This window comes from Bacillus sp. FSL R5-0709, from assembly GCF_038004785.1.
In the GTDB taxonomy this organism is placed as follows: Bacteria; Bacillota; Bacilli; order Bacillales; family Bacillaceae_G; genus Bacillus_A; species Bacillus_A mycoides.
In genome coordinates, this window is the sequence record NZ_JBBORT010000001.1 from 2,939,712 (window position 1) to 2,953,428 (window position 13,717).

The following is a 13,717-nucleotide window of genomic DNA, read 5'->3' on the forward strand; positions in this document are numbered from 1 at the left end:
TCAATAGTTATGCTAAGAGTCCACAAATTGAAAAATACATTCAACTGAAATAAATGTGCAAATACGCTTTTGATTTTAATCAAAAACTAAGCACACTTTGATTATTGCATTCAAGTACGTTGTCAATTAGATTTATACATATTTCCTTCGAATTTTGCCAACCACCAATAACAGTAAGGGAATCCCTAGCTCATAGACGGGAAATGCAATTGGAATTACGAAAAATATGTAGTAATAATGGGTAAATGTCTGGATATTTTTAACCGACACAGCTATGATAAACGAAATAGGAGCAAGGACCCAAGCTACTTTTCGCCAATCCTTCAAATGAAACATTTGTGCTGTTCCATAACAAGCGAGAAACATGTATAACGCCAGTTTAACAAAAATACTAAAAAACCAAATAATAACAATCAGAATATCCACATTTTGAATGAACTCCATGACGGATATGTACCGGCTCAAATCGTAAACCGGATACAAAAACCTTGAAGATAAATTTGGACCGAATGTTAAAATTACCGCTAATGTTCCGATCGTTACCATGAAAACGGCCAGTCCTACTCCCCACATCGCCCGTGATGGCGCTTGGTCTGGTTTGTCCATAAAGAAGACGAACATTGTCATCATGGCAGCCTCTCCAAAAAAAGCGGCTACAGGGGTATAGGAACCTTTAAGGATTGGAAGCCATCCAGAATCTTGATAAATAGGTAGCATATAATCCCAATTCATATTGCCAAGATTCAAAATGATTACAAATATGATCATTAAAAGTACCATTGGCCCAATGATTTCACTTAAGCGTCCAATGCCTTCCACCCCACCTTGGTAAATAATAAAAATGAGCAGTAACATTGCAGTAAGTACAATGACCCACAAAGGAGTGTTATGAAACAACGAGGTGATAATAAAATCACCAAATTCACGGACGGTTATCCAAATTATCATGTACCATGCAAAGAAGTAGGGAATCATCATCAGCTTTCCTAGCCATTTACCAAGAATGGTTTGACTAAATTCAATTAGAGTCTGCTTCGGATAAAGCGAACCAAGTGTGGTTGCCAGAAAAGTAATGGCAATCCCAACAAGCCCTGCAATCACCATCGAGATCCATGCATCTTGTTTGGCAGTACGAATCGTTGATGGGATAATCAGAAGAATTGATTGTCCTACTTCAAATGTGAACATCATCCAAAAGATTTGCCTACCAGAGATTTTCATTGAATTCCTCACACTCCATATTCCTCCTTATTTTTTTATTTCATTTTTCTTTAACTGCAACGATGGTCCAGTCAGTCCTACTCGCCGAATAGTAAGCTTTGTATGAACAGAAACCTGCACTTTTCGAAACTGTTTACTCCAATTCTTTTTTAGCCCTTTCCATTCAGATGGATATTTTTGATGAATGGCTTCGCCCAATCCAAAGATATCGGTTCCATATTGTTTTTGAACCTTTTTAATAGTTTGGAGAGCTTGTTTTTCGGATTGTTTTTCCAATACATGTTCTAAAAGAGTAAGATTTTTTGGCTGCGAAAGATCTAAATTCGTATTATTCTCCTGAATCGTTCCTTCACCTGAAAAAACAATGTCACACTTAATTGTGTCCCCTTGAATAGTAGGTATGATTTTTCTTTTGATTTTTGTCATATATAAACTCGCATTACCATTCCCTTTAGAGGCAGTTGCTGTAATCGTCTGTTTACTTAAACGATTCACTACCCAAAGAGTGGTTAACCATTCCTGCATATTTAAGTATCCTACCAATTTCAAATCGTTGTTAAATATTGCACCCCCTACAATTTGAAACCCTTTGACCTCGGTTTTACCTTTTTTATTAGACGTATTTAGCTTAATAGCAGGCAAAATTGGGGTGACTCCATCACTCGTACCAGCAATAAGAAAATTTAATAAAGACGTATCTCCCAATGCCTCTATTTGCATATGCTCTTTAAGTGCCCCAAGTGCTGGGATAGCCTCTAAAGGGATGGATGCCTTCAGAAACTCTTTTGCAGTATTCCCCTTTATTACAAACGCACCTGCTCGTAATCGAATATCAGGATCGCGGCTATATGCATCTAAAACTGGCGTGAGACCATTTTTAGCCATTTTTTCTCCAATCAATATGACACGCTGGTGCCCTCGAAAGATTTCTCTCGACATTTTTGTTTGCATCATTTGTACAGCTTCATGTGTATCCCTTCCAGTTCCGGATTCTATAAAAACCGCTTTTCCTGCATTACTTCTTCCGCTCTGTCCCATTCCCATTTTTGATGGGATGATAAACTGAGCGCTAATTTCAACCTTATTATTCTTCGCTTGATCAAGTCCCCATCCTAATTCAATTGCCAGATCATTTAACTCCGTACGATCCCAGCAGCCCGTCAAGAAAAATAAAGAAATGACCAATATCATACAAAATGCCTTGTACAGGCTCATTCTGTTTCCCCTCCCCGTTTCGCACCTGGCTTTTGTCCATCTGGAAAACGGACTTTTTCTTCACCAGATACCATTATAGGACGGTGCGTCATGTTCCAACGAGGTGTTCGGAGCAAAACATCCTTTAAATCACCCGGAGTCTGAGGCGCAACCGGACTTAAATACGGAATGCCAAAAGAACGAATGTTAGTTACATGAATCAAAATCGCAAGGGTGCTTATTGCAATACCATATAGCCCAAGCATCCCCGCCAATAACAGCATCGGAAAGCGTAACATCCGGTAAGCTGTTCCTAAGTTGTAGCGCGGGAATGCAAATGATGCAATACCGGTTGTCGCAACAACAATGACCAAAGGTGCCGAAATAATACCTGCTTGCACCGCAGCTTGTCCGATAACAAGTGCTCCCACAATGCTAACTGCTGATCCAATGGGTTTTGGTAACCGAACGCCCGCTTCCCTCAAACCTTCAAATATAAATTCCATCATTAGCGCTTCTATGACAGCCGGGAAAGGAATGCCTTCTCTCGCAGCTGCAATACTAATAAGCAAATTTGTTGGGATTAATTTCGGATGAAAGGTTGTAATAGCGACATAGAGAGACGGAAGAAATAATGAAATATTGATTAATATTAAACGTATCCATCGAATAAAAGTTGTGTAGATGGAGCGTTCATAATAATCCTCTGCTGCTTGCAGACCTGTCCAAAATGTCATAGGAACGATCAAAACGAAAGGTGTGTTATCCACTAAAATGGCCACTTTCCCTTCTAATAGACTTGCACACACTGCATCTGGTCGCTCGGTATTTTGAATTTGCGGAAAGGGAGAAAAAGGTTGATCCTCAATAAACTCTTCAATGAAAGCTGACTCCAACACCCCATCAATTTGAATTCGCTGTACCCTTTGGCGAACTTCGTCCAAAACCGAATCGGGAGCAATCCCCTCAATGTAGGCAATCACCACATCTGTCTGTGATAATTCCCCAATCGTATAAGGTTCCATTTTTAGTTTTTGGCTCCGAATTCTTCGGCGAATAAGGCTCGTATTGACCCTTAACGTTTCCGTAAACCCGTCCCGAGGACCACGAACAGAGATTTCAGCAGCTGGCTCTTCAATACTGCGTTTTTCGAATCCTTTTAAATCCGCAATCAGCGCTTGACTCTCTCCATCTGTTAAAATGACGATGTTAGCTTTCAATACTCCTTCTATAACCTCACGAACTTTAGAAACCGTCTTTACTTGAGAAACAGCAATAAGCTGATTTCGGATCATTTCTCCTACTGAATCCACACTATTTAATCCACTAGGCATACCTTCGAACATCATTGGTTTCAAAACAACCTGTTCCAGAATTTTAGTATCCACTAATCCATCTACATAGATAAAAAGAATTTTAATTTGACTATTTATGAGAACTGTACGAAAAACAAAATCGGAACAATTGTCAAAAACTTGTTTCAAAACTTCTTCATTTGCAGATACACTTTGTTCGAGTTCACGCTCTTGATCATTTTGGAGCAGCATACTTGCACTCTCAAGTTCCTGAATATCTTTTCTCAAACGCTTTTTACTAAGATTTTTCATCATACTCCCCCATTTGTCATATGGTTTATGTTTTTTATAAAAAGTAGATTTTTTATACTAGGGCCCTAGTGTTAATGATCCCTTGACAGCAAAGTTTTACATACCTTTCCACCAAATAGTTTTGATTAAATAATGCTTTTCGAAAGATAAAATCATTTATCTGAAAAATTCCAACAAGAAAATACACACTCGACATCCTTCTTAAAATCTCCTCCCGCAGGAAAATTATTCAAGTATTTCTGTAAGTTAATTAATCTACAAATGGGTAGACCCATTTACATAACTCAGTAATCACTACTTTTTGGGTTGCTATCAATTTGAAGTATGGCTTAAAGATTTTCTTCATGGTCTCTTGAATTGGTTCATATTCAATATCGAAATTACATACCTCACTTATAGAGTAGATCAGCTTAATTTATCTTTATTCGCTAGACATTACTATGAAATTCCTATTTCGCAGGCCAGTTGTGCTAACCTGATTTTCGTATTATAAGGTTAGCCAGGTTTTAAAGAGTCCCCTATAGAGTAGACACTTGAAAAAAGATCACCTTTATAGGGGACTTTTTTATATAATGTATAAAAATATAAAAACTATCTAAAAATTAAAATGGTAGTAGCTGAGGTAGAGCTTTACATGCGCGGGATTTTCCTCCGTTAACTAAACAGTTCACCCTCTATTTGTAGAAGCATGATTTGGGCAGAACTCGTATAACAAGCGAACCTATGACACTTCAAAAACCACTAGGGTTTACCGGTGAATAGGTCATAGGAGGAGATCGCTTATGAATCCAGTGATCGGTCTGAACATTGCAAATCGTAAAGTAAAATTCAAGCATTTTTAAATAAGGGACATCATCTCACTTTTGCCGTGAGTTCCTCTACTTAGGGTACGAAAACGATTCTGGGTACGAGGCCACTCTGGGATTTAATTACAAATAAAAAAAGAACTTTATTCAAGTTCTTTTAATCTACGATACAGAATCAATCTGTGAGCATCTAAATAAGATGCTTTTTTCTCTGTTACATAGAAACTACATAATAAAAATGAAATTCAATAAAGTAGACATTAATTAAATATTTCCCTAATTTCATATTTTCTACATTTATAAAATAAAGATTTAGACTGATGACTAGGTTTCATTTCGTGAAGAAAGTTTTTAATAAAATAAAGTATTAGATTATATGGCAACCTTACATGTATACAGGATTTCATAGCTCAATATAGAACATTAAAAGAGTGTTAATATATTAAAAAAGGGGAAATATACACGAAACTTACAAATGATTTCAAAGCCATTGTCTTAGATCTCGGTGGAACTCTATTAAATTCACAAAAAGAAGTGTCCGGAAGACGTAAAAAAGCCATTTTGACAGCTCATGAAAAAGGTCTTGCTGTTATATTTGCAATAGTACGGTCACCAATTTCTGTTAATGACCTTTTATGCAGAAAGCTTCAGGCAATAGTATCTGTTGTTTATTATAACGGTGCTTTATCCATAGATAATCAATTAGGTAAAAAACATTACCCACTTGAACAAATGTTGACGTAAGAAATTCTAAACTATATACATACAAATCAGCCAAATTCTTATATTTCCATAGAGTCTGAAGCTGCTTAGTACAACAACCAAACTTTAGACTATAAACAGGTCATGAAAGTTACAACAATCCCTACAGTAATAACCATTGATGAACTAAGAAAGACACAAGCTTCCAAAATACTTATTTCTCAATGCTATGACTATAAAAGTTTACAGGAACTCTTTGCAAACAAAGTTAACATCATATGCACTGACTCGGAAAGCTTGATTCAAATTATGGATAACGATGTGTCGAAAAAGCGTGCTGTTATTGATATCTGTGCAGCTAAGAGCATATCTATGGATTGTGTTATGCTTTTTGGGGTGATTTTAACTTATTTAGGGAAGGTGGATTCCCAGTAGCAATGGGTAATGTTATTCCTGAGTTAAAAGAAATTGCATCTTTTGTTACCGGAAGCAATGATGAAGAAGGTGTGGCACAGATGTTAGAACAAATAATCTTTGCTGCCAATCCAAGTAAAAACTAATATGAATGGAAAGTCCCTTCAGTTCTTCTAAAGGGACTTTTAAAGGTTTTACGATACTTTGATTTTATGTTAATAAAGAATGTTTTCATATCAAAAAACATTTTCAGTCTACAACTATTTTTTAACAGTCTAACACTTTATTCAATATTCTAAAATATTTTTTAATGGGACAAATACAATTTATTAAACACATTTGAATGCTCTTTCGCACTATTAGCCCCCATAATAAAGCCGCATAAGGTATATATCGAAATGAAAACTCTTCGTTGAAAGGTGCGATGACACAAACAAAAATAAGTTCTCCCATTTCACTTAAAGTTTCAGACGGGTTACCGCCAGCATTTTCCAAAATTCTGGCGATAACCCATGCCCATCAAGCTAAGAAATCAAGTCGCCCCCAAAACAAAAAATCTCACTTCTGATCTAAAAAAAGATACGAAGTGAGATTTTTTTGGATACTACCAATAATGATAGGTTATATAAACCTCACAGGAAGAATTGCTAATTCACATAAATCGGTTAGCGGAAATTAACAATAGTTTCCTTCTTCATCAATCCCAATTGGATAATATGGCATAGATTTTATAATCTCATACAGTTCTTGGTGCGTTCCTGATAACCAATCTGTAACAAAATTTCTCGGATTAGCGTACCCCTCACCTAGCATATTTAATTCTTCACATTTCAACCAATATTCCCTAAAGACAGCTATAATTCGTCCTTGATTAGAGATAGGTCCAAATATCTCTTGAATCCATTTTTCTAACTCTTGCTTACTTTCAAATTTATCCTGATTTATCATACGAATTCTTTCAAATCGTTCTTTTTCTTCGATAACAGCCTTGATTAGTTCAAAAACGTAATCTTGAAATAACTCATCGTATTTAGGCATTCTTAGTTTCTCCTTCAAAAATCGAATCTGTTTAGTTTTAACTTACGAAACATCTAAAATAAAAAGTAATATTGAATATATGTATATCTCATACAAATCGAGTTAACATAACTCAAATAAAGGAACCTACTTATAACAACCTCCCTTGTCAAGGAAATCAAAAATACGTTCAATATTTTTTTGTTTCAAATCTCATTGAAGAATGGATTGCATTAAGGAAGATTTCAACTTTTGCATGCTCTTTGCCTAGTAAACTATTGACTTTCAAAGCAAAATCAGTAGTTTGTTGTATTGCAAAATTTTTTGCACCAGAACCAATTTTCTTATGTAGAAAAAATCCAAGTATCAAATCGGCACTTCCATTTTTATTTATTAAAATTAGAGCTTACGAAGAAGGTGGTTAATCAGAGCAGCCCTAACAGGAAGTTGATTGATTTTAATATGCTCATTTTCGGCATGGTTACCTTCTCCCACTGGACCTAACCCATCTAGCGTTGGAATGCCTAATGCGGAAGTGAAATTCCCATCACTGCCCCCACCCACTGATTCCTCAGTCAAGTGAAACCCTAATTCAGATGAACATGTTTTTGCCAGATTAAATAATTTTTCATTTTGAGCTGTTCTTTCCATAGGCGGGCGGACAACTCCACCTGCAACCTGTAAGGATATCCCTTCCAGATGCGGCTTTAGCCCATGAATGATTTTCGAAACACGCTCCCCCTCACCGAACTGGCTGATTCGTAGATCCACATTCAGTTCCGCTTGTTCTGCTACCACATTTAAGCCACTTCCCCCTCGTACCACGCCGACATTAAGAGTTGTGTCCAACTCATAATCGGTAAGTGAGTGCAAGAATAAAATCTGATGAGCCATTTCCTGTATCGCGCTGATTCCATCCTGATGATCCTGACCTGCATGCGCTGCTTTTCCTTTAATCTGGATTGAAAACTTGCCAACTCCTTTTCGGGCTGTTTTAAGTGCACCTGTATGTGGCGCTGCCGGCTCCGGAACGAGAACAACCTGGCTCTTTAAAGCTTCCTGTTCGATCAATGCCCTAGACGTGTTGCTTCCAACCTCTTCATCGCTAGTGCAAAAGAAAACGATTTTCTTGTTTAAGGAAATCTCCAACTCACGGCAGGCTTTCAGCGCCCAAAGAGCTTGGATAATTCCTCCTTTCATATCCAGGATGCCTGGTCCATACGCCTTGTTCCCTTCTACTCGGTAGGAAAGTCTTCCTACCTCACAAACAGTGTCAAAATGGCATATGATTAAGATTTGGTCATCGCCTTTCCCATAACTAAACCGCAGGTGATCCCCCGCATGCTCTTGGGGAATCACTTCCGCCTCAATGTCAAGATGCTTCTTAAACAGCTGTTGAATTACTTCTCCACATTGATCCACCCGTACTTTCGAATGCGAAGGCGACTCAGCTAGCACAAGTGTTTTTAGATCCTCCAAGATCTCTTCTTGGTGTTGCTTTAAATATTCTAGTACTTTATCCATATTTGAAATCCCCTTAATTAATGGTTAATTTTTTTAGAAAGGTCCCCAGTTAATCATCACACCGATAATGATGAAAATACATGAGAGGACAAACCAAACTGCCGTTAATGGAAGCATGAACTTCACCCATTTTCCATAGGAGATGCCACTCGTTGCTAGTATACCCATCAGCACACCGGATGTCGGATTGATGGTATTTACTACTCCTTCTCCCAACATAACTGCCTGAACAACTACTTGACGTGTAATATGCAGCAAATCTGCCAAAGGAACAAGAATCGGCATCAACACGGTAGCTTCACCGGAACCAGAAGAAATCAAAAAGTGCAGAGCTGCACTTCCGGTAAACATTCCAATCGAAGCAGCCATCGGGGACAACGGTTCAAGGAATTGGGCCAACGCATTGACGATGGTATCTAATATCCTTGCATCCTCAAGGATTAAGCCCACGGCTCTAGCCATCCCGACAATAAGAGCTCCATAGACCATTTTTTTACAACCTTGAATAAATGTCAATGCAATATCATTTGCACTCATTCGAGCGATCAAACCGGCGCCGATGGCAATAAAAATGAAAAGACCAGCCATTTCATTTTCCGTCCATTTAAATTTCTGAGAGAAAACTATAAAACCTAGCAAGGACAATCCCGCAAACGATAAAATTAGCTTTTGCTGCAAGGAAACCTTTACCGTAGTCTCTACTTCAGCACCTTTCACTACAATCCCAGAAGTGAACGATTCTGGGCCAAGGATGCTCTTGGTCGGGTCCTTTCGAATTTTGCGTGCATACAAATATATATATATAAGAGTAGCGGCCAAAAATGCTAGGTAGATAATAATCCGGTAGCCCATTCCCGAGAAAAGCGGAAGTTCGGCAATACGCTGGGATAGCCCAAGCGTTTGAGGAGCAAAAACAGGTACGTTCCAACCAGCAAAAGTTCCTAGATAAATAAGAGAAACGCCGAAAATAGGATCCAATTTCAATTCACGTGCGATAAGTAATCCCAATGGAATGAAAGCGATTACAGCATTGACTAAAATCCCAGTCGTTCCCAAAACAGAAAATAGCAATCCCACAGGGATAATTAACAACAGTAAACGATTCTTGAATCGAGTAAGGGTGGACTTAAGAATCGCATCGATCGCACCCGATTTTTCAATGACTGCTAAGGCTCCGCTTGTAAATAAGATAAGGAAAATAAGCGGCGCACCTTTTACCATTCCGTGTTGGATCGTAGTAAAGAAGTCTACGAAACCTGTGGGATTTGAATCAATATAATGAAAACTTCCAGGTACCGTTAGGGTGACATCTCCTTTTTTTATCTTGTCAAATGCACCTGACGGTAAAATGTATGTGGCAATAGCGCAGATCAATGCAACAAAAAATAATAGAACATAAGCGTCAAGCTGTGCGAACCTTCTATTCTTATCTACTTTCTCATGAGCGGCTGTCTTTTCAACTGCTGTCTCTTTCCTAATTGATTGCATGAAATATCCTCCAATTCCGAAATTCTTTTTTCATCTTTCTCTTCTTTTTTCCTTTGGCGCTTTGAACCCCTTATTTTGATTGACTCTTCAATAAGTCATCCCCTCTTTTCATTGTGTTATAAACTTCAGAAGTCACAGTTTATAATGCAAGAATTATGCCAACTTTAATTGATAAGAATATTCTACTAAATGCTGATATTCAGTCAATTTTTAAGTTATTTTATTAGTATTAGGTCAGTTTTTAGGTTGTTTTATTGGTTATTCTATAACCTAAAATATAACTATTACTATATTATCAGTTCATAATAGTAGATTAAATCCCCCTCCGAAGAAAGATTTGGTGCCCATGAATACATTTAAAAGTAAGGTGATTTTGCCGAAAAGGCGGATTCGTATTCCTCAAGATTGTCCGTTCTCTATCATAATAACGAGGATAATGAGAGGGGGTGCTGACCAAACGCAAAAAAACTACGCAAGACATATTATAAAAATTAAAAAGACGATTCTCCTACTTTGAATTACACTCGAATTGTTAGCAACACTCTAATTTATCATTTTAGCCAAGAAGACTCCTTCCTCAAAGAACGTGAAGGATATATCCCATTGAGCAGGTGGGGGATAAATTGGCTTTTTGCGTAAATAGAATTCGCCTGTTGGCTGTCGTTTCCCTATAACATTCCATAGTCGCAAAAGACAAAACATTAAACTTGTGGCATGAAAACCAAGTGTCAAACTGAAAACAAGATTGAAAAACCATACGGATTTGTATCAACTGTAGGGACTACGGAAGAGCCTTCTAAATAACTAGTGGTTACACTGGTGTTCGTAAGAATCCCACACTTCAAGCGTGGCTAAGTGGGATGCAAAAGCCTCAATTACTTAGACAAAATTGTTTACACGCCGTATGTTTTATGAATGAAAAAATCCGAAAGTATGCAAATTGCGAATAAAAAATTGCATATTTTCGGATTTTTAATTTTATTCATTATTGTGTTAAAGTACCCTTTAGCCACGCATGAAGCACAAAAATCAGTGATTCACCAAAGAGAATGAAATCGGTTCAGAACTATCAATACTAATTTTTAATCCAGTCAATATAGCCCATAGATTCATGAGGAATTTGACGCTCTCCATGTTTTATAAAGAATAAACTGTGTCTATTTAAGCATTACCGTTTATTCCAAGCTACAAACCTTAATTTTCATGGTAGCTGGATAACTAAACAAATATCATTCTTACAAAATAAACCCTTCATGTTTTCAAAGAGATAAAAAATCTAATCAAAAACCGCCCTGTATGTAAAGGTTTACATTTATGTCGTTTTACTTAGGGCAGACAAAGCAATGACCACTAGGGCATCTTCTTCAATTAATTAATTTCTGATACTTTGTAAAACCTGTATTCCCATTGGCGTGATCGTTGTACCTTGCTTCTTGACACCTACTGTGACACACCCGCATCGTTTGAGAATCGATAGCTTATTGCGAATTTGAGCTTCGGATAAGGGACGGGAGAGCATTGATCGTAAAACAGTTCGCCCCACCCGCTCCTGCCGTTTACTGATATTCCATAGAATCGTCAATATATCCTCATAATCCATCAGGGAACCATGACGTGACAAGAATTGAAGGATGTCCTCCCTTTCTACTATTTCGCCTTCGAATGCTGAACCGTGAGAAGATGACAAGATAAGGCTGTTATTCAATATACGTTCAGGAATATGTTGTAATTTCACTGTATCTCCTTCTACGGTTACCATCAAATACTTAATGAAATTTTCCAACTCCCGAATATTACCTGGCCAGCTATAGTTTAAAAGAAGATTTTTCACTTCAGGTGTAAATCGTAGCATTCTCCCATTATCATAAAGGAAATAATCAATGAGGATAAAAAGATCTTCTTGTCGTTCTCTAAGTTTTGGGATATTTAACGGCAAAACATTAAGTCTATAGTACAAATCTTCCCGAAAAGCACCCTTTGACATCATACTATTCAGATTTCGGTTTGTGGCAGCGATCACCCTGACATTGATGGGAATTACGCGATTTCCTCCTACCCGCATCACCTGCCGCTCTTGGAGCACACGCAGCAAGGCTGCCTGAATACTGAGAGGAGCATCCCCAATCTCATCCAGAAAAATGGTTCCATTATGGGCCAATTCGAATAGGCCCATTTTCCCGCCTTTTTTAGCTCCTGTGAAAGAACCCTCTTCGTATCCAAACAATTCACTTTCTGCCAAACTTTCTGTAAGGCCGGCAAAATTGACTGGGACGAATGGGCCATCCCGCCGGGTGGAATACCTATGAATCGCTTGGGCAAATACTTCCTTGCCCGTACCGTTTTCTCCTGTGATTAATACGGTAAAATCACTTTCTGCCAGTTTGACAGCAACCTGTTTCACAGAGCTGATGGATTCGCTTACACCTATAATATTTTCGAAAGAGTATTTTGTCGTCAATCCAAGTCTACTGCTATTTTTGCGGATTTTCTGTTCATTTCGTTGGACAATCGTAACGTCTTGAAACGTAACAACGACGCCCATTAAATGCCCATCCAGCATCAGTGGGACTTTGGTAACCAGAAGAACCTTGTTCCGTATCTCCAATAATTGATTGGACTCCTCCGCATGGGACTGAAAAATCTGATTCAGGTTAAACTCAGGGAGTACATCCCAGTACGTCTTTCCAAGGCAATTCTCTGCAGACAGGCTGAGGATCTTCTCCGCCTCTTCATTAAAAACCGTGATGTGTCCCCATTCATCCATGCTGATAATCCCTTCATGAACAGCATTAAATACGGATTCTAACTTTTGGTTTAACCGTTTCTCATTGTTTACGGAATTGGCTAAATTTCTTCCAAGGCGGACAAAATCACTGAAAAATTCCGCTGTATAGAAATGCGCATTTTCTATAGGAAGATTCAATTGTTGAGCAATATCATAAATCGTTGTCAAATCGATTGGGCGTATGCCCAAATCAATCACTGTATCAATCGTCTCCGGGATGAGTTCTTTTAATCCATGAGTAACCGCCACATCAATCCCCTCAAATACAGGCTGGATTTCCGCTGGCTGCGGAACATATGGAATAAAATCCAAATGCTCAAACCCCAGACGACTCAAAAGCTCAATGGCATCTACAATCGTGTCCATACTGTTCGAAACAAATAGACATTGGGTTCCCGTAGCTAAATCCATCAGTTGTTCGAGCTTCGGCAAACAAACAGTTCTTCTAGCAAATAGTGTCCGCTCATGGAGTAGTTTCGGTAAACGATCCAATATACTTTCGGCGGAAACTAGAATCAGTTCACACTCATCCATTAATTGGCTATCCAGCTCCCCTTGCTCATGAACGGTATAAATCTGAATATTAGAACCGAAAAACATTCTCAAGTTGGTCTCAAAAGTTTGTGCTAGCTTTTCCCCTCTTGTTAGCAGTAAAATGCTTGGTCTCCCCATTTTTCTCTCCTCTTAAAATCCCTTTTTTAGAATAATAATAACCTAAAAACAAATCTAAAACCATACCTAATAAAAACAGTACTGGTGCAAAAATCTCAGCTAACTCGCAACTAATCGCTAAATCTTGGACATACTTGATACTATCAATCTAGAAAAGGAATGGTGTTCAAGTAGTGTATAAAGCTAGCTGTTAAAGTCAACTTTATATTTTGATTAACTTCCTCTAACCGATTATATAAATTAAAAATGAGTATACAATTTATCTTTTATAAATATATTTTTAGCCT

11 protein-coding genes are annotated in these 13,717 nt (G+C 37.9%); 3 read left to right on the plus strand and 8 right to left on the minus strand.

Annotated features, from left to right (window positions below; genetic code table 11):
- Positions 1 to 132: 132 nt before the first annotated feature.
- The 3 genes from MKX37_RS15085 to MKX37_RS15095 are packed head-to-tail and all read right to left on the minus strand — an operon-like array spanning position 133 to position 4,025.
- A complete protein-coding gene (locus tag MKX37_RS15085; protein WP_078422152.1) occupies positions 133 to 1,221 on the minus strand; it encodes a GerAB/ArcD/ProY family transporter in 1,089 nt (362 codons plus the stop codon).
- Positions 1,222 to 1,248: 27 nt separating this feature from the next.
- Positions 1,249 to 2,436, minus strand: a complete 1,188-nt coding sequence (locus tag MKX37_RS15090) for a Ger(x)C family spore germination protein (RefSeq protein ID WP_078422136.1) — start codon at positions 2,434 to 2,436, stop codon at positions 1,249 to 1,251.
- Positions 2,433 to 4,025: a spore germination protein gene (locus MKX37_RS15095; RefSeq protein WP_078422135.1), complete on the minus strand. Its 1,593-nt coding sequence runs from the start codon at positions 4,023 to 4,025 to the stop codon at positions 2,433 to 2,435. Before MKX37_RS15095 ends, MKX37_RS15090 begins: the two co-directional genes overlap by 4 nt.
- 1,337 nt (positions 4,026 to 5,362) lie before the next feature.
- Here MKX37_RS15095 and MKX37_RS15100 point away from each other — a divergent pair.
- The 3 genes from MKX37_RS15100 to MKX37_RS15110 all read left to right on the plus strand — a co-directional run bounded on the left by MKX37_RS15100 (position 5,363) and on the right by MKX37_RS15110 (position 6,090).
- Positions 5,363 to 5,572, plus strand: a complete 210-nt coding sequence (locus MKX37_RS15100; protein ID WP_235713481.1) for a hypothetical protein — start codon at positions 5,363 to 5,365, stop codon at positions 5,570 to 5,572.
- 102 nt (positions 5,573 to 5,674) lie between these two features.
- A complete protein-coding gene (locus MKX37_RS15105) occupies positions 5,675 to 5,965 on the plus strand; it encodes an HAD hydrolase family protein (protein WP_254865752.1) in 291 nt (96 codons plus the stop codon).
- The gene (locus tag MKX37_RS15110; protein ID WP_252195478.1) at positions 5,908 to 6,090 is read left to right on the plus strand and encodes an HAD family hydrolase; all 183 of its coding nucleotides are present in this window, start codon (positions 5,908 to 5,910) and stop codon (positions 6,088 to 6,090) included. Before MKX37_RS15105 ends, MKX37_RS15110 begins: the two co-directional genes overlap by 58 nt.
- A gap of 529 nt (positions 6,091 to 6,619) precedes the next feature.
- On the opposite strand, the gene MKX37_RS15115 is transcribed toward MKX37_RS15110, so the two are convergent.
- The 5 genes from MKX37_RS15115 to MKX37_RS15135 all read right to left on the minus strand — a co-directional run bounded on the left by MKX37_RS15115 (position 6,620) and on the right by MKX37_RS15135 (position 13,430).
- Complete coding sequence (locus MKX37_RS15115) at positions 6,620 to 6,982, minus strand: hypothetical protein (protein WP_078422134.1); 363 nt, start codon at positions 6,980 to 6,982, stop codon at positions 6,620 to 6,622.
- 169 nt (positions 6,983 to 7,151) lie between these two features.
- Positions 7,152 to 7,331 (minus strand): hypothetical protein, encoded by a 180-nt coding sequence (locus MKX37_RS15120; protein ID WP_078422133.1) that lies wholly within the window; start codon positions 7,329 to 7,331, stop codon positions 7,152 to 7,154.
- Positions 7,332 to 7,360: 29 nt separating this feature from the next.
- Positions 7,361 to 8,485, minus strand: coding sequence for a M20 family metallopeptidase (locus tag MKX37_RS15125; protein WP_078422132.1), 1,125 nt, complete (start codon positions 8,483 to 8,485; stop codon positions 7,361 to 7,363).
- Positions 8,486 to 8,518: 33 nt separating this feature from the next.
- A complete protein-coding gene (locus tag MKX37_RS15130) occupies positions 8,519 to 9,973 on the minus strand; it encodes a YfcC family protein (RefSeq protein ID WP_078422131.1) in 1,455 nt (484 codons plus the stop codon).
- Positions 9,974 to 11,345: 1,372 nt separating this feature from the next.
- Positions 11,346 to 13,430 carry a sigma-54 interaction domain-containing protein gene (locus MKX37_RS15135; RefSeq protein ID WP_078422130.1) on the minus strand — a complete coding sequence of 695 codons (2,085 nt, stop codon included), beginning with the start codon at positions 13,428 to 13,430 and terminating at the stop codon, positions 11,346 to 11,348.
- Between the last annotated feature and the right edge of the window lie 287 nt (positions 13,431 to 13,717).